At 37.5% G+C, this 19,825-nt stretch carries 22 protein-coding genes and 1 rRNA gene (1 of these 23 only partly in view); 14 read left to right on the forward strand and 9 right to left on the reverse strand.

Going from position 1 to position 19,825, the window contains the following annotated elements; translation table 11 throughout:
• The first annotated feature begins 10 nt into the window (after positions 1-10).
• From truA to rpsI, 3 genes are all read left to right on the forward strand, one after another.
• Positions 11-751 carry a tRNA pseudouridine(38-40) synthase TruA gene (gene truA / locus MHI39_RS00840; protein ID WP_058005993.1) on the forward strand — a complete coding sequence of 247 codons (741 nt, stop codon included), beginning with the start codon at positions 11-13 and terminating at the stop codon, positions 749-751.
• A 318-nt stretch (positions 752-1,069) separates the two neighbouring features.
• The gene (gene rplM, locus MHI39_RS00845; protein WP_058005994.1) at positions 1,070-1,504 is read left to right on the forward strand and encodes a 50S ribosomal protein L13; all 435 of its coding nucleotides are present in this window, start codon (positions 1,070-1,072) and stop codon (positions 1,502-1,504) included.
• 21 nt (positions 1,505-1,525) lie between these two features.
• Positions 1,526-1,918 carry a 30S ribosomal protein S9 gene (gene rpsI / locus MHI39_RS00850; protein ID WP_058005995.1) on the forward strand — a complete coding sequence of 131 codons (393 nt, stop codon included), beginning with the start codon at positions 1,526-1,528 and terminating at the stop codon, positions 1,916-1,918.
• A 68-nt stretch (positions 1,919-1,986) separates the two neighbouring features.
• Here rpsI and MHI39_RS00855 read toward each other — a convergent pair whose 3' ends face one another.
• Both MHI39_RS00855 and MHI39_RS00860 read right to left on the reverse strand, forming a co-directional pair.
• Positions 1,987-2,292, reverse strand: coding sequence for a tyrosine-type recombinase/integrase (locus MHI39_RS00855; RefSeq protein ID WP_236722871.1), 306 nt, complete (start codon positions 2,290-2,292; stop codon positions 1,987-1,989).
• Positions 2,293-2,331: 39 nt separating this feature from the next.
• The gene (locus tag MHI39_RS00860; RefSeq protein WP_236722872.1) at positions 2,332-3,030 is read right to left on the reverse strand and encodes a phage integrase SAM-like domain-containing protein; all 699 of its coding nucleotides are present in this window, start codon (positions 3,028-3,030) and stop codon (positions 2,332-2,334) included.
• Between the two features lie 302 nt (positions 3,031-3,332).
• On the opposite strand from MHI39_RS00860, the gene MHI39_RS00865 reads away from it, so the two are divergent.
• The 5 genes from MHI39_RS00865 to MHI39_RS00885 all read left to right on the forward strand — a co-directional run bounded on the left by MHI39_RS00865 (position 3,333) and on the right by MHI39_RS00885 (position 7,681).
• Entirely contained in the window at positions 3,333-3,872 is a 540-nt protein-coding gene (locus MHI39_RS00865) for a GNAT family N-acetyltransferase (protein ID WP_071976260.1), read from the forward strand.
• Between the two features lie 1,188 nt (positions 3,873-5,060).
• Positions 5,061-5,399: a DUF6508 domain-containing protein gene (locus MHI39_RS00870; RefSeq protein WP_071976262.1), complete on the forward strand. Its 339-nt coding sequence runs from the start codon at positions 5,061-5,063 to the stop codon at positions 5,397-5,399.
• 202 nt (positions 5,400-5,601) lie between these two features.
• Entirely contained in the window at positions 5,602-5,910 is a 309-nt protein-coding gene (locus MHI39_RS00875; RefSeq protein WP_071976263.1) for a hypothetical protein, read from the forward strand.
• A 520-nt stretch (positions 5,911-6,430) separates the two neighbouring features.
• Positions 6,431-6,961, forward strand: coding sequence for a hypothetical protein (locus MHI39_RS00880; protein ID WP_071976264.1), 531 nt, complete (start codon positions 6,431-6,433; stop codon positions 6,959-6,961).
• A gap of 12 nt (positions 6,962-6,973) precedes the next feature.
• Positions 6,974-7,681 carry a DUF4274 domain-containing protein gene (locus MHI39_RS00885; protein WP_342540498.1) on the forward strand — a complete coding sequence of 236 codons (708 nt, stop codon included), beginning with the start codon at positions 6,974-6,976 and terminating at the stop codon, positions 7,679-7,681.
• A gap of 105 nt (positions 7,682-7,786) precedes the next feature.
• Here MHI39_RS00885 and MHI39_RS00890 read toward each other — a convergent pair whose 3' ends face one another.
• From MHI39_RS00890 to MHI39_RS00910, 5 genes are all read right to left on the reverse strand, one after another.
• The gene (locus tag MHI39_RS00890) at positions 7,787-9,169 is read right to left on the reverse strand and encodes an SMI1/KNR4 family protein (protein ID WP_071976266.1); all 1,383 of its coding nucleotides are present in this window, start codon (positions 9,167-9,169) and stop codon (positions 7,787-7,789) included.
• Positions 9,170-9,442: 273 nt separating this feature from the next.
• A complete protein-coding gene (locus MHI39_RS00895; protein ID WP_071976267.1) occupies positions 9,443-10,198 on the reverse strand; it encodes a YqcI/YcgG family protein in 756 nt (251 codons plus the stop codon).
• Between the two features lie 147 nt (positions 10,199-10,345).
• Entirely contained in the window at positions 10,346-11,200 is an 855-nt protein-coding gene (locus MHI39_RS00900; RefSeq protein WP_139254916.1) for an IS3 family transposase, read from the reverse strand.
• 32 nt (positions 11,201-11,232) lie between these two features.
• Entirely contained in the window at positions 11,233-11,910 is a 678-nt protein-coding gene (locus MHI39_RS00905; protein ID WP_058006963.1) for a helix-turn-helix domain-containing protein, read from the reverse strand.
• 127 nt (positions 11,911-12,037) lie between these two features.
• Positions 12,038-12,793 (reverse strand): polysaccharide deacetylase family protein, encoded by a 756-nt coding sequence (locus MHI39_RS00910; protein ID WP_139254892.1) that lies wholly within the window; start codon positions 12,791-12,793, stop codon positions 12,038-12,040.
• 188 nt (positions 12,794-12,981) lie between these two features.
• On the opposite strand from MHI39_RS00910, the gene MHI39_RS00915 reads away from it, so the two are divergent.
• From MHI39_RS00915 to MHI39_RS00925, 3 genes are all read left to right on the forward strand, one after another.
• Positions 12,982-13,425 (forward strand): YbaK family protein, encoded by a 444-nt coding sequence (locus MHI39_RS00915; protein WP_071976269.1) that lies wholly within the window; start codon positions 12,982-12,984, stop codon positions 13,423-13,425.
• 68 nt (positions 13,426-13,493) lie between these two features.
• Positions 13,494-14,204, forward strand: coding sequence for an N-acetylmuramoyl-L-alanine amidase CwlD (gene cwlD / locus MHI39_RS00920; protein WP_071976270.1), 711 nt, complete (start codon positions 13,494-13,496; stop codon positions 14,202-14,204).
• A gap of 538 nt (positions 14,205-14,742) precedes the next feature.
• Positions 14,743-15,525: an Mrp/NBP35 family ATP-binding protein gene (locus tag MHI39_RS00925; RefSeq protein WP_342541406.1), complete on the forward strand. Its 783-nt coding sequence runs from the start codon at positions 14,743-14,745 to the stop codon at positions 15,523-15,525.
• A 70-nt stretch (positions 15,526-15,595) separates the two neighbouring features.
• Here MHI39_RS00925 and gerD read toward each other — a convergent pair whose 3' ends face one another.
• Positions 15,596-16,210, reverse strand: coding sequence for a spore germination lipoprotein GerD (gene gerD / locus MHI39_RS00930; RefSeq protein ID WP_058006006.1), 615 nt, complete (start codon positions 16,208-16,210; stop codon positions 15,596-15,598).
• Between the two features lie 173 nt (positions 16,211-16,383).
• On the opposite strand from gerD, the gene MHI39_RS00935 reads away from it, so the two are divergent.
• Entirely contained in the window at positions 16,384-17,070 is a 687-nt protein-coding gene (locus tag MHI39_RS00935; RefSeq protein ID WP_342540499.1) for a KinB-signaling pathway activation protein, read from the forward strand.
• A gap of 120 nt (positions 17,071-17,190) precedes the next feature.
• Here MHI39_RS00935 and pdaB read toward each other — a convergent pair whose 3' ends face one another.
• Entirely contained in the window at positions 17,191-17,940 is a 750-nt protein-coding gene (gene pdaB / locus MHI39_RS00940) for a polysaccharide deacetylase family sporulation protein PdaB (RefSeq protein ID WP_251340478.1), read from the reverse strand.
• A gap of 176 nt (positions 17,941-18,116) precedes the next feature.
• Between pdaB and MHI39_RS00945 the strand changes: the two genes are divergently transcribed.
• Positions 18,117-18,344, forward strand: a complete 228-nt coding sequence (locus tag MHI39_RS00945) for a hypothetical protein (RefSeq protein ID WP_259548600.1) — start codon at positions 18,117-18,119, stop codon at positions 18,342-18,344.
• Between the two features lie 223 nt (positions 18,345-18,567).
• Positions 18,568-19,825 (forward strand): 16S ribosomal RNA (locus MHI39_RS00950) (it continues 295 nt past the right edge of the window).

Genomic DNA, 19,825 nt, shown 5'->3' on the forward strand with positions numbered 1-19,825 from the left:
GGGAAGAGCCATGCTTAGATATAAATGTACAATCGCCTATGATGGTTCAGGATTTTCAGGGTATCAAATTCAGCCAAAAGGTCGAACGGTACAGGGAGAGCTTGAAGCGGCGTTAAAACGTATTCATAAGGATGAGGATATCCATGTAACGGGTTCAGGAAGGACGGATGCAGGGGTTCATGCAGTGGGGCAAGTGATTCATTTTGATTCTCCTTATAATATTCCTATTGACCGATGGCCCATTGTTTTAAATAGTGCGTTACCTGACGATATATCCGTTCAACATATTGAAGAGGTAAGTTCTGATTTCCATGCAAGATATTCAGTTATTCAGAAGGAATATCGGTATAAGGTTTATACTGGAAAGATACGGGACCCGTTTAGCAGGAATTATGCATATCATTTTCCTTATGAAATAAATGAGGATCAAATGAGGCAAGCGAGTCAATATTTAATTGGGACACATGATTTTACGAGTTTTTGTTCAGCAAAGACAGAAGTAATAGATCGTGTTCGAACCATTAATGAAATCAGCTTTATTCGGTCAAATCATGAATTAGAGGTTAGGTTTATTGGAAATGGTTTTCTTTATAATATGGTACGAATTCTAATGGGAACGTTGTTAGAAGTTGGTATTGGAAAAAGAAATCCTGAAGAAGTTCCTATAATACTCGAGAAAAAAAATCGGGTAAATGCTGGAAAAACAGCTCCTTCTCAAGGACTGTATTTGTGGAAGGTTTACTACGAGTAAATTCTTTAGTTTCCATTTCCAGCTATCCTCAACATATTTTATCGATATGTTAAATAACGGATTTTCCTGGAAATATTTAAAGTTTTTTTTCTTTTTAGGAAAGTCTAATGCGGCTTTTCATACGAGTTAGAAGAAACTAGTCTTCTTAGCTAGTGCTAAAACAACTAATCCAGGTGTAACATCTTCTTGACATTGACTTAATAAAAAGATATTATTACCTATGGTATGTTATTTAACCCCACAAATAAGCCCCGGAAACTTATCTGTGTAAAAATAAATACGGTAGAATTTAATTTTTTATTTTAGGAGGGTAACTCAATGCGTACTTATATGGCTAATGCTAATACTGTAGAACGTAAATGGTACGTTGTGGATGCTGAAGGTAAAACTTTAGGTCGTTTAGCAAGTGAAGTAGCATCTATTTTACGTGGTAAACATAAACCAACATTCACACCGCATGTTGATACTGGTGATCATGTCATCATTTTAAATGCTTCAAAAATCGAATTAACTGGTAAAAAATTATCTGATAAAATTTATTACCGTCACACTCAATTTGCAGGCGGTTTAAAAACTCGTACTGCAGGTGAAATGCGTACAAACTATCCTACGAAAATGCTTGAATTAGCAATTAAAGGCATGCTTCCAAAAGGATCTTTAGGTCGTCAAATGATCAAAAAATTACATGTATATGCTGGAGCAGAGCATAAGCATGAAGCACAAAAACCAGAAGTGTACGAACTTCGCGGATAATTAATAAGGGAGGGTATTATTTTGGCACAAGTTCAATATTACGGTACAGGACGTCGTAAAAGCTCTGTAGCGCGTGTACGTTTAGTTCCTGGTAACGGAAAAATCGTTATCAATAATCGTGATGTAGCAGACTACATTCCATTCGCAGCTTTAATCGAAGTAATTAAACAACCATTAAACGCAACTGAAACTTTAGGTAACTATGATGTTTTAGTGAACGTTAATGGTGGTGGTTTCACAGGTCAAGCTGGAGCAATCCGTCATGGTATCGCTCGTGCATTATTGCAAGCTGATCCTGAATACCGCACAACTTTAAAACGTGCAGGATTATTAACACGTGACGCTCGTATGAAAGAACGTAAAAAATACGGTCTTAAAGGCGCTCGTCGTGCACCTCAGTTCTCAAAGCGTTAATCAATTCCTTATTGCATCAACGTTTACAAAGGTTTTTTGGTTCAAGTTGGTTCAAATCAACTTGTACCTTATAAAGCACTTAACAGATTTAAAGCATCGGCATCTTGCTGGTGCTTTTTTTCTGGCATTAATTCTAGATAATAATTTTGTGTGGTTTGTATATTTATATGTCCTAATCGTTTGGATACATAAGCAATATCTATATCTTGAGCAAATAAAAACGATGCATGCGTATCTCTTAAACCGTGAAAGGTAGTTCTTTTAATGTTTAATTCCGTTAATAACACGGCTAATTGTTCCGATTGTTTAAAGCCACCAAAGCCGAAAATATAACCATTCTCTTCAACGGGAATTTGACGAATAAGCTCATACACTTCTTTGTTGATAGAAACATCACGTTTAGCATTCTGTGTCTATGAGGTGTCATCAGAAGTAGGACTGATCGAATGTCTAACTTCTATTCCGTATTCATAAGGGCTGTATTCGTAAAGGTTCTCCGGTCGAATTGCTAGTAGCTCTCCACGTCGCATACCTGTTTCTAATGCAAGTAAGTTAAATTCATCTTCAGAATGCTGTAAAAGGTAATTACGAAGCTTTTTAAAGTCAGTTATAGATAAAGCTTTGTTTCTTTTAGGTGGGTTTTCTCCACGTGTTTTTACCAAACGAGCAAAATCATTTGCAATATAACCACGAGCATATGCATCACGTAATGATGTTTTTATTTTTAGAAGCACCTCATGTGTTGTTTTTCGAGAATGTGTCTTGGCATATTCATCTATTTTCTTCTGAACAACAATATCATTTAAATCTTTTAATTGGATATCCTGAAATAGGTTTCTAATAACTCCCAAAGTACGAACATAATTTTGAAATGTCGATTCTTTAACGTCATTTACCTTTACAAGATAAATCCAGTTCTCGAAGAAATCAGCAAATGTTGTTGTTCTGTGGGCAAGTTCTTTACCTTCTCCTTTCGCTAATTCCATTTCTAAAGCCCAAAGTTCGGCTTCTCTTTTTGTTGGAAAAGTTTTAGAAAGTTTTTTGTGTTTACCATGTTTGTATAGAGAAACTTGTGCTCGATATGAATTCCCTCTTTTTATAATACTAGCCATACTATCAATTCCCTTCAAAAAAATAGTTGATAGATTAAACCGAGTGTTTTTCAATAAATTCTATTAAAGATTTCATTGTGTATCGTTCATGTCGACCAATCATGAAACGGTCAAGTTCCCTGTGCGGGCGCTATTCTGGAATAAGGGGGGTTGTACATCAATTGGTAAGCGTAAAATAATCCCCACCTGCTATTAGATGGGGATTTCGTGTACACTTTATTTAGATTTATTTGGTACACGGCACTCCTGTGGAAGTGTCGTTAATGGACTTAAATTTATATTTTCGAAAGTAGGGAAGAAAAATGATTGAATTAAGAAAGATAACCCACGATAATTTTGAGGCAGTGTTGAAGTTAAGCATAACAGATGAGCAGAAAGGAAATGTGGATTCCAGCATATATTGTTTGGCTAAAGCCTATGTAAAGATACTCAACGACGAAAAACCACCTATGATCTTCGCTATATGCAACAATGATGAAGTCATAGGATATGTCGATATTGGATTTTATAAACTGGCGGAAAGTTCAATTTTATGTGAAAAATATGGAGATAAATCTACTTATGGACTTAATCGCTTTATGATTGATAAAAAGCATCAAGGCAAAGGATTTGGCAAACAAGCAATGATGAAAGTTATTGATTACATAAAGTCGTTTCCACAAGGAAAAGCCGATGCAGTTGCTACATCATATTGGATGGTAAACGAAGCCGTCCGGAAGTTGTTTGCGTCTGTCGGTTTCGTTGAAACAGGAGCAATATGGGACGGACAAACAGGGGGTAATTGGAATGCAGAAAGAAAAGATATAGAGTATGCAGAAGTAGGTGCCAGACTCGGATTATAAAGCTAATAAGTTAGGTGCCTGGCTCTGGACTTCTTTGATAAATCACTCGCACTTTGTTCCCTGATCAGATCCTGCCACTGGGCTTTATGTATTTCGTGTTTCGATGTTTTCATAGTTATCAAATTATCATCTCCCTACTGTTCTAATGTTGACAAAGTGTGTTGCCAACATTATTTGCCGTAATAGGGCGCGATTGTGGAACAAACAACGCCCTATTCTGGAAAGCAAGTTAATAGTGTATTCAACTAACATCAATCACTTTGGTTCAAATTGGTTCAAGTAATGTCAATTTCAATCCTTTTTCATACACTTTTATCCATATAACAATTCCCAAAATGTTGATATTAATGGATTACGATGTATTCAATGCACTTAGAATTTATCTGTATATTCCTCAAAACGTTAAAACCTTGTTGTATCAAGGCTTTCGCCCATTTGGAGATTATCCCCAAATGGGAGTTTTTTATATAAACATTTTTACTAATGGTGTCTTTGTTCAAGTAACTCGCCAAAGGTTTACTCAAAGTACCGTCTGTATCTTCTGTGATGTGAGTGTAAATATCCATCGTATCCCCGAAATCCACCTATGACGTTCCCACTTTTGCTTCAAGCGGAAGCTAACCGTTCTCTATCCGTTATACATACTCCTGGGGATCCGAATTTGCAGAATCCTTGAGCTCAAGTTCCTTAATCAACAGATCGTGCATTCGTTTTGTCTTCCGCCGAAATTTTTTTTCTTCCTCGAATTCTTCAAGAGCCATTTATCAAAGATTGGTTTCACTGGATCCATAACAGGTGCTTATCTCTTTTGTTTCACAGATTGAGAAGGTTTGAAATCTTCCATAATGGAGTGCTTCATCTTTTTTATACATAAATTAGCTGCCTTTTTCTACATTTCAATCGAGCCATAAACACATTAGAAAGCTGAAGAACTTTTTTCCTCACCATTTCTTCCATTTTTGTAACGGGGTGTGCTTTGACAAATAAGAGGCTGTGATTGGTTCGACTTTCAGTTTACATTTAACCTTTAATGATTAAGTAACCAGTTTTAAAGGTAGGTACCTTGGAGTAAAGATTACAGGGAGGAGCAGAGCAGCTTCTTGGGGAAATAAATAGCAATTGGGGTGAATCTGATTTTACATATTTCAAAAATAAAATTAGAAGAGCTAAATAAGTAGGTCAGATTTCTTGTTTTTTTTCCAAAGATTAGATGCATTGATTAGTGAAGAAGAAAAACGGTATATGCTTAAATGTGAAGGAATTCGAGGATTTCACGAAGAATTATACAATATAGGATTTCTCCTTGTAATTAATTGGATGAGTTGGTTGAATCAAAATGAAGTTTATAAGAATAGAGCAAACGATATAGAAGAGCCTGTAATGAAGGCAGACTTAGATACTCTTCGAAAATTGATGAAACGTTATATACGTGGAGATATTCAACGACATAATAATAAACGGACATGTAACAAAAATAATAGATTAGCAAACGACATGGTTACGAATATAGGAGAAGCGAACTTTTGAGTGTTCCCTTTGAAAAGATCAGAATTGACTTTTTTAACTCTTCAACTACTTCACACCTCCTATTGGAAAAGTGGAGAAAAGTACAATGGAAAAGAGATTTCCTCATTGTCCGCTAGTTTTTCTGCAAGCTACACTAGGGGAGAACATCGCTTTTAGTCGTGTTCCAGTATAGTAGTTCTTTTAAAGCTAAGGAGGGACACAAATGAGTAACATACACTCTCAAAAATGCAACTTAAATATATGGTATTACCTACCTGATGAAATATGGGATAAAGTAACTACTTTATATGAGAGTATGCCGGGTTGGATCGGATATAAAAATGGAATCCCCTATTGGTTCGGTCAGGAAGATGATGAGGTCTTTATTATGGCATCTGTTGAACCGAGTGGATTATCATTTTATGCACAGCTGAGTAATAGTGAGTGGAGTTCTTGGATAGAGAAATTTAAATTGGAAACGACAAAATTAGTAGGATTTGAGGTTGGTGAACCAGAAGACGGATTTATCTAACTCTGCGTATTGCCGATTATAAAAAAACGAATTAATGAATATTCATAGAAATAAAAGTTATAAAGCCCTTGCTTCTTATAGCACCGTATTCCCGCATCAAGGGGGAATTTGTAATAAGAAATGAAAGAAGGCTAAGTTCTCATCGAACAGAAATAGATGACCATAACGTCTATTTGAAACTGGATGAAGCGGTTGTTAACGAGCGCATACTTGTCCAAAGAAGGAGAAATTTATTTGTCTTCTTATAAAAATTTAAAACTTCAAGTCGTTAACATGCATCAAGGATCAAGATGGAAATGTAGTAACTACTATCAGATAGACATTGTCTTTCCCATACATACGGAATTTACATAATTTCAATGGAGAAAAACAAGATAAAAAAAGCGAGCGACATCTCTTGGCAATTTGCTGTATTTCATTCCAGAACTATTGTTAAGTTATTTCGTGCCCAATGTTTACAATGAATATATTGATGAGTATCAACCATCTTTGATCTTCTCATCTGATTGGAGTGACTGTTTTGAAATATTTAAAAGATATACAGGAGCCAGGGATGGGGACCTGGTATTTTGAAATTGATAACGACGGTGTGGCATATAGACAGATGGTTTATCATGATGATGGCACGTGTATCACATCGAATCGAAAGCATAATTTCTATCATTTCATGCTGGCAGAACATCCACTGAATACGCAGGAATCCTATTACAAGGAGATTAATCAGGCGGAGTTTGAGGAACTGTGGTACGAGCAGCTTCAACTCGGTTTGGAAGACTGGCGTCGCACCAAAAGTCTGTTTCCTGTTGGGACTCGAGTGGAGGGGTATATAGAAGCTTTTTTTCCACAAGGTACTTTGATTAACTTAATGGAAACTCAGGCCGTAGGTATAACGGACACATCCGCCTTGCAATCCGAAACCCCTGCTGAATGGATGTACCCACGCTATCGAGTGATCGCCGAAGTATCTGGATACGATGAAGTTAATTATTGGGTCCTTCTTACCCGTGCTGAAGTTATAGGAAGTCAGCTTGAAGAAGCGGGACATATGTAGAGGGGAGTACTCTTGAATTGGAAGGAAGTTAGTAAGACAGATGATCTTTCACTGGTACAGAAGGCAGCAGCTGAACTGGATGTGAATGAACGAGATGAGCGGGGGAGAACACCGCTAATGCTTTTTTTAACCAATCGAATGCCTGTTCAGGCGATAGAAATATTGATTGAGCATGGAGCAGAACTTGAAGCACAAGATAAACTTGGTGATACACCACTTAAAAAGGCTGTAAAGTTTAAGCAAATTGAAGCGCTGTTAAAGCTCATCGAAGCTGGGGCCAAACTGGACTCGCCACTGGGCATTTTAGCTACCGCTTGGAATGCAGCCCGGAAAGATAAAAAGCTCGCTGACCTACTGCTCGATACCAAAGGAGCCGTTCGCCTATCTCTGACACTGGAGGAGCAAAGGTTTGTTGATGAGGTTTTGTATGAGGAGTCTCAGAACAAGATGTGCGATAAGATAGAAGGAATAAATTCTCCGGAATTATTACATGCCATTGTGAACGAATATAACTGGGATGATGGCCCAGAACCGATGCTGTCCGTTTTTCATAATCCAGCCACTCCAGAGATTACACTTCTCGACATGTATGAATTGTTGGACGGGGATTATTGGATGGATAGGGGGAATTCTTTTGATAAGCTGAACACGGAAGAAGAGAAACGTTTTAAAGAACTTGCTGTTGCACTGAATGAAAGATTAGAGCGGAACCTCCACTAAAAAATGAATGATAAAGACCAAAAGGGAACAAAAGAAGAAGGCTCGCTTTGAAAGCGAGCTCTTTTCATTAGTAGGCAAGAACGTGATCTGCAACTTGATCAAAGATTATGCTTCTTTTAACCTAATCATTACTTCCTCTGCATATGAATCGGTAAACCGAATAATCCCGTGATTCTGTACAATCCGTCCTTCCTTGATGCGGTGGTCAAGCCAATCTGTAATGAAGGAGGGAGCATATCCGCCTTGACTGAATTCTCCGCCAAAAGCAATTATGTTCTGGTAGGCTGCCATATATTGTTCGCGACTGGTGTCTGGATAAGACTTCGTATATAACCAAAACTGCACATCATACATGACATACGATAATTCATCTGCATGAAAAGAAAAATGGCCTTTCTCTTCGACAATCCCTGTACATAATCTGCGGATTTTCTGTACAATCTGATCTACTTCGGTTACCCGACAGCACAGCTCCTCCAGCAGTGGAGAAAATTTACCGTGTGCTACTTTATCCAGGTCTTTTTCTTTATCTTCTTCAGAAGTATCATATTGTTCTTCGCTAACTAAGCCTTTTATAAACTCCTCAAAATTCTCGGCAAGGAAGGTAATCTCATAATCATCTTCTTGATCGACATGAACAACTTCGGGTTCACCATCCTTACCGCATGCTCGGTAGTCTAACATGACTACATCATGACCGGCTGAAGGACAATCACAGATTACCACGCCAATGTCAGGATATCCCCACTCCTCAATCATAAACGGACTACCCAGATCCCCACACAGTGAATAGCTTTTCTTGCGACCAATCCCCATAATCCCTGTAATGGCAATATGATCCTCCGCCCAGGAAGTTGGCTCCGATGTTGGAAAGTTGGTGTTCCTTGGCACTCCACCATTCTGATGCTTCATCAGATGAATATAAGAGGATGGAAGCTTGTAACCAAGCTCTTTCTCGATCGAATTAATTAGTTCATCTGTAGGTGGCTCAGATTGATAAGATTCTCTTGCATACTCGCTGTCCTCCCAGAAATCAGCTAAAAACGTATCAGAAAAAAGAATCTTTTCCTTTACCGAACTGCCACGTTCCATGGAAGCTTTCTTCTTGGCAAGCCGGATTTCTTCTCTTTTCTGCTTCTCTGCTTTATGAATGCTCTGTCTTAAAAAGTATTCCGTACTTTGAACACCAGGCTCTAATTGAGCAGACCTGGTGAAAACTTGAGCTGCTTCCTCATATTGCTTTAAATAAAAAAGAGCATAGCCTACCCGATAATGCCAGATAGAATCCTGTTTGCCAGCCTCAGAAATTTTATCAAATTGAGAGAGCGCTTCTTCGTAATGCCCCAAATTGTTATAGGCTCTGCCCAAAAGGCTGATCGATTCATAGTCCCGTTCTTCATCAGTAATTGCTGAAAGCAAATCGACAATTTGCTGATGTTTATCTGCTTCATGCCACTCATTCAATTGCTCAATAAGCCCTTGTTCCATTTCTACCTCCAGTGATTTATAAAATAACTTCAAATGTATTCGGTAGCCTCTACCTTTAAAATAGTAACATCGATAAATGAAGGTTTCTAGAACTTCCCCATATTTTACAATTAAGTTGAATTTATAAATTGGATTTGCATAGGTCATGGGCCCTGTTGCTTTTACAAAAGGAAAAAACTATACAAAAACAGCCTAAATAAAAGAAAGCTCATATAAGAGAACCAACTAGAAAGCCCCTGTAGATGCGACTACAGGGGCTTATTATGAATAATATTAATTTTTTTCAAGCTTTGGAAAGTTATTTGCTTGATGAAATGGACATTTCGATAATGTTGTATCATCGTCACGAAGAAAATACTGTTTCCATTCATAATTATTTATAGAACCAAAGCTATTTAAATCAGGGTGTACTCCGATGGAATCATATTTTAAAAGCCTCTTTCGAATCTGTTTAGTGATCCCTTTGGCACGTGTCGGCAATTGATTAAATTCTTGGAGAACCCAGCGTGGAGTGATGGCAAGCATCATTCCATCAAAGTGTCTACTTTGTCGCTTTTCATGTGCAGGTGTAGCGCAGTACATAAAATACTTCTCCCCATTGTAGCAAAATTCCCAATAGGGATGATGTGGATCATTAGGTATCTCTATTGGCCAATCCATATGGTCCATTCTATTTAAGCTATTAAGATGTTGCCAAAATAATTTTTCATAATCTTGAACTGTATATGTTGCTTTTAAATCCTCAGACGTTTCAAAAAAGACGATAAGTGATGTGTAATTTCCAATCTCCCTTGAAATTTCAGAGTACGTACTTAATATTTTTGCAAGTTCATGTATTGTGGTTGTTTCTCTCGGGTCACCGATAAAGCAGTACCGTAATTGGTTTAGTGAGAACCCAATGGTGGCAGGGATGCATGGAAATGGTTTTGATTTATCTTTCATTTTTTTCGAAAATTTCATCAGAGTTTCTTTTTCCCATTCATTGAGTTGATCTCTTTGAGAGGGATCATCCATATATATCCCTTTCATTTTGTCACCTCCCATAGCTAAAGTATTCATGCAATATGGGAAGGTGAAGATTATCTAGTTATGTGTGTAGTTTTACCTTTAATAAAAAAACCGAGTGTTGTTTAACTGAACTGCACCCTGTCAAGTAGACAGTATAAAAAAATAAAATTAGGCAATGGCCTTAGTTCGATATTCTATCGGGCTAAGGCCATTAAATTTGGCTTGTAAACGGTCTTGATTATAAAACTTTATATAATCTTTGATATCCTTTTGAAGCTCCTCAAAGGATTGATAATGATGAAGATAATATCTTTCTACTTTCAAAGTCCCCCAGAATGATTCCATGCATCCATTATCAATACATTTTCCTACTCTAGACATACTGTGGATAAGATGGTTTTTTTCGATTATCCTTTTAAATCCATTTGATGTATATTGAAAGCCACGGTCACTATGAATTAAACGTTGCTCATCATGTAAAGGATTCTTCGTTAAGGCACCTTTGATGGTTTTAAAGACTAAATTATTATCATTTCGATGTCCCAATACAAAGGATACGATAGAATTGTCATACAGGTCTAAAATAGCGCTTAGATAGGCCTTTTGACCATTCCCATATTTTAATTCTGTTATATCAGTTACCCATTTTACATTTGGGTGTACTGCCGTAAATTCTCGGTTCAAGATATTCTCTTCCACGTTATTATCAGATGGGCGATGATCCCATTTCTTTTTCCGTCGTATCTTTGATTGTAGGCCAACTAATCGCATTAAACGATGAATTCGTTTTGTGTTATAATGCTTATTCATTTTCCGATTGAGATTCATGGTAATACGTCGATAACCGTATATTCCATCCACCTTTTGATAAATCGCTTTAATTTCTTTAAGTAATCCGCGATTTTCGCGTTCCTGATCCGTTTCCTTTCGATTGACCCATTTATAGTATGAAGACCGATTGGTATGACTTATTGTACAAAGGAGCTGAATAGGGTAATTCATTCTTTCATTTAATTCCCGTATTGCACAATAAGCGACTTCATTCCGAACCTTGCTTAGTACCGCCTTCTTTCGATTTCCTCCAACTTTTTTAAAAAAGCATTTTCAGCTTCCAATCGATAATTTTTTGCTTCTAATTCCTTAATCTTTATCCTTAATTTCTCTTGTTCTGACATTTCTTCTTGAGGTTTCTTTCTTCCACGGTGATCCCGTAGGGACTCTGGTCCATCTGCTTCATATTTTTTTGTCCAACTGTATATTTGCTGGTAGCTAATTTGGAATTTCTTCATGACAGCTGAATAGTCATGGCCATTCTTTATACAAAAATGAACTGCCTCCACTTTCTCCTGGAAAGACAATTTTCTAGAATGAATCATAAGGGATTCCCCCTGACTTGTTTGTCTCGTTTCCTTATGATTATTATAGTTCTTTATCCAACCCCTGAGGGCGCCACGGCTCACTTTATGCCTTCTACATATTTCCAACATGGAATAATCACCAGATATATAGTCTTGAATTGCCCTTAATCTTATTTCATCCGAGTATTGTTTCCATCTGCGTGATTCCTTTAAACCATCAATACCATATAATTCATATTTATCTTTCCAGCTATGGAGTGTGGATTTAGATATTTTATATTCTTTTATCAAACTGCTGGGGCTCATTTCCCCCTCTATGTATTTCATTAAAATTTGATATTTCTCCTCGGTAGAATATTTACTTCTTTTTGACATAAAAAATCCCCCTAGAGTAACGACAGATTTTTGTTTTTTCATCTGTCCACTTTAAGGGGAGCATATCAAACTGAACTACACTCGGTATTTATTTACAAAAGCAACAAACGATACGAAACCTTCTTGTTTAAAAGTGTAAGAAAATTCGAAGTGACACCGGTAGAGTAGGTTGAGTTCTATACAGTAATTCTGATACGGTCACACATTCGTACCCTTCCTTTTTGAACACAGCTAAAATTTTATCTAAAGCTTCTACTGTTTGTGTTCTGTTTCCTCCAGAATCATGAAGGAGAATAATATCTCCTGGCTTTGTATCTGAAATCACATTATGAATAATCTTCTTTGTACCGGGCTGACTCCAATCTTTTGTATCCTGATGCCACCCCCACATAATGACATAATTATCGTTTTTTAGAGCTGTTTTAACGATAGTATCGTTGTAGTATCCTCCAACAGGACGAAAGAGAGAAGGGGTATATCCGGTAATGCTGTATATAATGTTGTAGGTCTTTTTGATTTCCTGTTCTAATTTTGTTGCAGAAACATGTATATCATAATCATGCTGGTAGGTATGATTTCCTATCTCATGACCTGCATCCACTTGTTTTCTTATAATGTCTGGATACTTTTCAGCATTCTTACCAATTACAAAAAATGTAGCTCTTGCGTCGTATTTTGCTAATATATCTAAAATCTGTGGTGTATAAAGTGGATGAGGTCCATCATCAAATGTGAGTGCTACCAATTTTTCCTTTGAATGTACCTCCCAGAAGACTCGTCCTGTTTTTTCAAATTCAAAGCGTCCTTTTGAATCTGCTAGTACTTCAAAATGGCCTTGTAGTGAGATTAACGTAAGACAAAGAATGAATAATAAGCATCTCATAATAACGTCTCCTATCTAAATGTCCTTCCTTAGTTTATGTCGATTCCTCTAGAATATGAAAAAACAATCTACACCACTGCTCATGGGGTAAGTACAAGCTTTTCTTTATATGGTAATGATTGACGCTAATAAGGTGAATTAGAAAGTGGGGTTAGTTGAAAAATAGGAAATGGGAGGAGTGAAATTGAATGAATGTAATTACAAGCTTTAATGCAAAAAGACGGGAAAGACAGATCAAGTATGAAAGAAAACTCTTAAAAGAGTTATCAATACAAAGCTTAAAGAAAAGTGTGCAGGAATACTTTGGTTCAGAGCGAATTGAAGGTGGCTTATGGATACAACAAGGTGTAGAGGAAGGCTGTTATGATGTAGCCATTGAGGCATTTTTATTAGGAGGACAGTATAGTCGTTTTGGTCATTACGGAGAATCTATTGAGCAGGCAAAGAAGCGTTGCGAAAATGAAATTAGGCATTTAACCGATACTCTTTATAATTTTTGGCTGTATTGGAAATTTGGCGATCAAGGCTTCATCCAAGAATCGATATATTATTCCTGTGAACGGTTTGTTGATATTTGGTGGATGGAAGGTTTCACAAAGGGCGAGCAAAGAAGAAAGCTTAGACTTCATTAATTTTATGTTCTAAACCTGTACCTTGTCCCATATCTTTGGAATAGAAGAATGGGAAGGGAAGGTTATGGATGAAGCGGAAGATCAAAGTCATCAGTTTTATTTTAGGAGCCTTACTTTTATTTTTGCTCTTTCAATTTCAATTTTTCCAGAGGGATACATGGGAATCGTGGAATCTGCCTTTGTCAGGAAAAGTAATTATTTTAGATCCAGGACATGGTGGGCCAGACGGTGGGGCTGGAGATGAAGATGCACTTGAAAAGGATATTGCTTTAAGCATTTCTAAAAAAATTAAGGAATATTTACAGGAGCAGGGTGCGCTTGTCATGATGACGAGAGAGGATGATAGTGACTTAGCAGATCCTGAAACAAAAGGAATAAGTAGAAGAAAAGTTGAAGATCTAAGAACGCGACTAGATATGATCAATGAATCCGAAGCTGATCTATATTTAAGCATTCATCTTAATTCTATTCCTTCACCTAGATGGAGCGGGGCACAAACTTTTTATTCGCCACATATAATCGAAAATAAACGATTAGCAAAATTCATCCAGAGTGAATTAATAAGAAATCTTGAAAATACTGACCGAGAAGCAAAACTTCTTAAAAATATTTATATTGTAAAAAATGCAAAAAAACCAGGTGCGTTAGTGGAGGTTGGTTTTTTATCAAATCCAACTGAACGTGAGAATTTAAAAAGTGATAAATATCAGGAAAAGGTCTCGGCATCAATTTATAATGGAATTATGAGATACTTTTCAAATGAAAAGGATTTAAAGTAGGGTAATCGACATGGTCTCGATTGCCTTTTTAATTGGATCTTTCTCAAACATGGTTGTATTTAAGGAAACTTTATATCTTTCATTTCACCGAGGAAAGAGTTGCAAACTCCACCCCGCAGTTGGGTATTTACAAAAGGAACAAACGATACGAAAACAGCCTTTTCAATTTGATTGATGATTCGATCATTAACACCGCTTATTAAATGAAATTATGATATACTGTAGGGGTGTAACCGAATTCACATCAAGGATGGTGTTTGAAGTGATAACAGAGCAGCAGGTATTTAATCTATTAAAAGGTATACAAGATCCTTTCCTACATAAAACATTAGAAGAGACAAACGGCATTTTAGAAATTAAGGTAAAGGAAGAGAAAGAACATGTAAGTGTTAAGCTTGCCATAGCCAAGACTGGGACAAGTGAACAATTGCAAATGCAAACACTAGTAGTAAATACATTAAAAGAGGCAGGGGCTAAAACAGTAGGTATTCGATTTGCTGAGCTTCCTGAAGAGGTATTACAGAAATTTAGAGGCTCCATGCCAGCAGAAGAAAATAATAACCTATTATCACCAACAAATAAAACAACCTTTATTGCTGTTGCAAGCGGAAAAGGTGGAGTAGGTAAATCAACTGTTTCAGTAAATTTGGCTGTTTCTCTTGCTCGTCAAGGAAAAAAGGTGGGGCTTATTGATGCAGATATTTATGGTTTTAGTGTCCCAGATATGATGGGAGTCACCAATCGTCCAGTTGTACGGGGTGATCGGATTATTCCTGTTGAAAGACTAGGCGTAAAAGTCATCTCTATGGGATTTTTTGTAGAAGATAATGCACCTGTTATATGGCGTGGACCTATGTTAGGAAAAATGCTTAATAACTTCTTCAGTGATGTGGAATGGGGAGAATTAGATTATTTATTACTTGACCTTCCTCCTGGAACAGGTGATGTAGCATTAGACTTACATACGATGTTGCCACACTGTAAAGAGGTTATTGTCACCACTCCACATCCGACAGCTGCATTTGTGGCGGCACGAGCGGGCGCTATGGCCTTAAAAACAGACCATGAAATTTTAGGTGTTATTGAAAATATGTCTTATTTTGAAAGTAAGGTTACTGGTGAACGTGAATATGTATTTGGACGTGGTGGAGGAGAAAAGTTAGCTGAAGAACTACGTACGGAGCTACTAGGTCAGTTACCATTACAACAACCTGATTGGGATGAGGAAGACTTTGCACCTTCAATTTATGCAGCAGATCATAAGTTGGGTAAAATTTATGGAGATATTGCAAAGAAAATGATTGATCTACTTAATAAATAAAGCCAAAGCAAAATAAATAAGGGTACCATATTGGATGGCACCCTTATTTTCTGTTAAAGACACGGTGAAATTAAGTACCTTGCCCACCTCCACCGCCTTGCGTTCCTCCACCACTGCCATTTTGACCTTGTTTCTGGGATCCTTGGTTACCTTCCATTTCTTTAGCAGCCTTCAACAATGTTTCTTGTATTTTTGCTTTAAAGAGAGGGCTCTCGAGTGTATCTTCGATGGTTGATTGAATGTGTTTTCGGAAATCCTTGCTTTTAAGTAAATCCTGCATTTCCTTTTGATATTCAGGATCTTTTAAAATATCTATCATCATCCCTTGGTATTCGGGATCCTTCATTAATTTTTTTAGTAACTCTTCGTTCTGCTTTTTCATTCCTGTAGCAAAGGATTTTGCAAATTCAGGATCCTTAAAGGATTTTTTCCAAAATTCATTTCCCTTTTCTGATACTAATGTTTTTTCAATTGTATCAGTCACTACGGCTTGATCCATAATTAGCTTTTGTTTCATTTGTGTATCGGTCAAGATTTCTTGTATGGCTTTTTTTCCCTCATCGGTTTTAAGTATATCAACAATCATTTTCTTTGTTTTGTCATAATCCATTTGCTCGCTTCCTGGATTACCCGAGCAAGCGGAAAGGAATGTACAGCATAAAAGTAGGATAACAATTTTTTTCATAGGAAAAGCTCTCCCCTATAAAGATGTCTTATATAGTTAATATGGTTCTAATGAAAAGAATTATTCAATAAGGGGGTAATTTCTAGATTTTTCATACAGTGCTTGGTAAAATCAAAAAAGATGAAGTTTTTAAGCATGTGGCTTAATTATGATAATTATTGGAGGATATCCCATTGACAAGCAGAAATTGGGTAAGATTATTTTTTACGACATTAGCATGGGGTGGTATAACAACCGGCGTCTTAGGATTTATTATTCGTTGGAGTGAATTTCAGGACTATTTTATTCATTTTAAGATTGGATCCATTTTATCTACTTTTATATGGTTGATTGGGGTCGGGCTCATTTTTAGTGTAATTAGTCAAGTTGGTTATTTTGCTTATTTGACTATTCACCAATTCGGATTAGGTATTTTTCGATCAGCAACTTTATGGAATGGAGTTCAACTTGTCTTAACGATTTTTGCATTATTCGATTTAATTTACTTCCGGTTTGAAAAATTTGCGAAGCCAAATGAAAGTTTAGTTCCTTATATTGCATTGGCGATATTTATATTAATTGCTGGATTAATTGTTGCTTATTTTAAATCACAGCAGGGAAAAAGAACGACTTTCATTCCTGCCCTATTTTTTATGGTTGTTGTAACCATTTTGGAATGGATTCCTGTATTACGTGTGAACGAAAAAAGCTGGGTGTATTTAATGTTATTCCCTCTCGTTATTTGTAATGCTTATCAAATACTAATGCTTCCGAAATATTTAAAACGATCCGAAGAGGAACGGGCGATCTTAAACGAGAAGAAAAATAAGTCTAATGCGCCAACTACAGGTAAGAAATCTAATAACAAAAAGAAAAAATAAAAAAGATGGTCCCAACGGTATTAATTCTGTTGAGACCGTCTTTTTTATTATAATCATTCGTGTTGGAAAACATTCTAATGAATGTAAATATACTCTGAGAGTTTTGCTTTTTAAGTGATGTTAGTTGATGAGTGTGGTTTTTACCTTTCCATTTGCGATCATATCTGAAACATTTGTAAATGTCCCTCGTTTATGAAGTGATTCAATAACAGATGGCAAAGCTTTTTCTGTTTGATTTGCTGCATCTGATGCATGCATAAGGATAATATCTCCATTTTTTGCCTTTTCAATGTTTTTTACAATCTGATGGACTCCTGGGTTCGTCCAGTCTTCTGAATTAATACTCCAATGGACAACAGTTAAATTTAATTGTTCAGCGACTTTTAAAGTCTTTTTATCAAAATGACCTGTAGGTGCTCGAAGAAGTTTAATATTTTTCACATTCAACTTTTTAAATACCTCTTGTGCTTTTACTATGTCTTTGCGAATTTTTTCTGTTTCTAAATCAGTGTAATCCTCATAGGCATATCCAAGACTACCAATTTCATATCCACTTTTTATAATCTTATCGACTATGTCTGGATGGCGCTCAGCCCAAGAACCAGACAAGAAGAAAGTAGCTGATTTTACGTTATGTTCCACAAGAGTATCAATAATCGGTTCGGCCTTTTGGTCCCCCCAACCTATATTAAAGGTCAAAGCAATTCCTTTTTCCCCTTTATAGATCGCTTTGGGTCCTTCATTGGTTGAGAATACAGCAACCTGTGAAGTAGTTTGTGAATAAAAGAAAAGGGCAGTAAATAACGATAGTAATGCAATAAATAGAAAGTTTTTTAATCTTTTCCCACTCAAAATCATAAAAAAATTCAATGTATCTCCCCCTACCTCAGCAATGTCCTTTTTGTTGTAAATATTTTATTTGATAGACAAGTCCTTATTGAATTGTATGCTTGGCCATTTATTATTTATGACTAATAAATTTTCTTCTCATAAATCCGGTAATTTTGGAAAAAACTACGTTTACTATAAAAAAGGGGTTGAATAGATTGTTCGGGATAATAATTCATGAAAAAGAAAAATTAGAAATTCAGTATTTATTAAAAAGAGAGATGGATGAAATTTTATATGATTTAGAGGACGAACGAATTGACCATATTGTAAAGCGAGCGATGAAGGAGAGGTATAAAATTTTATTTGCACTGTTTACTCGTGTGGCACCTCATAATGAATGCATGAACTATATAATAGATACAAGGAAGAAAGAAAAAATGTAGAGATAAAAAAATTAAAGGGAGAGGGAAAAAAGGGGTTGACCAAAATTTAAGATCCTGGTATATTAATATATGTCGTTAACAACGTTAAAAAAAGTTGTTGACAAGAAAGCTCAGAAGTGATATATTATAAAAGTTGCTTTTGGAAAACAATTGATCTTTGAAAACTGAACAAAACGAAACGTCAATGAATTACTTTTATTTATAAAGAGCTATATCAAACATCTTTTTGGAGAGTTTGATCCTGGCTCAGGACGAACGCTGGCGGCGTGCCTAATACATGCAAGTCGAGCGAATCTGATGGGAGCTTGCTCCCTGATGATTAGCGGCGGACGGGTGAGTAACACGTGGGTAACCTGCCTGTAAGACTGGGATAACTCCGGGAAACCGGGGCTAATACCGGATAACTTTTTTCTTCGCATGAAGGGGAATTGAAAGATGGCTTCGGCTATCACTTACAGATGGACCCGCGGCGCATTAGCTAGTTGGTGAGGTAACGGCTCACCAAGGCGACGATGCGTAGCCGACTTGAGAGGGTGATCGGCCACACTGGGACTGAGACACGGCCCAGACTCCTACGGGAGGCAGCAGTAGGGAATCTTCCGCAATGGACGAAAGTCTGACGGAGCAACGCCGCGTGAGTGATGAAGGTTTTCGGATCGTAAAACTCTGTTGTTAGGGAAGAACAAGTATCGTTCGAATAGGGCGGTACCTTGACGGTACCTAACCAGAAAGCCACGGCTAACTACGTGCCAGCAGCCGCGGTAATACGTAGGTGGCAAGCGTTGTCCGGAATTATTGGGCGTAAAGCGCGCGCAGGCGGTTTCTTAAGTCTGATGTGAAATCTTGCGGCTCAACCGCAAGCGGCCATTGGAAACTGGGAGACTTGAGTGCAGAAGAGGAGAGTGGAATTCCACGTGTAGCGGTGAAATGCGTAGAGATGTGGAGGAACACCAGTGGCGAAGGCGACTCTCTGGTCTGTAACTGACGCTGAGGCGCGAAAGCGTGGGGAGCGAACAGGATTAGATACCCTGGTAGTCCACGCCGTAAACGATGAGTGCTAAGTGTTAGAGGGTTTCCGCCCTTTAGTGCTGCAGCTAACGCATTAAGCACTCCGCCTGGGGAGTACGGCCGCAAGGCTGAAACTCAAAGGAATTGACGGGGGCCCGCACAAGCGGTGGAGCATGTGGTTTAATTCGAAGCAACGCGAAGAACCTTACCAGGTCTTGACATCCTCTTGACCTCCCTAGAGATAGGGATTTCCCTTCGGGGACAGGAGTGACAGGTGGTGCATGGTTGTCGTCAGCTCGTGTCGTGAGATGTTGGGTTAAGTCCCGCAACGAGCGCAACCCTTGACCTTAGTTGCCAGCATTCAGTTGGGCACTCTAAGGTGACTGCCGGTGACAAACCGGAGGAAGGTGGGGATGACGTCAAATCATCATGCCCCTTATGACCTGGGCTACACACGTGCTACAATGGATGGT

This window comes from Heyndrickxia sp. FSL K6-6286, from assembly GCF_038630395.1.
GTDB classification, from domain to species: Bacteria; Bacillota; Bacilli; order Bacillales; family Bacillaceae_C; genus Heyndrickxia; species Heyndrickxia oleronia.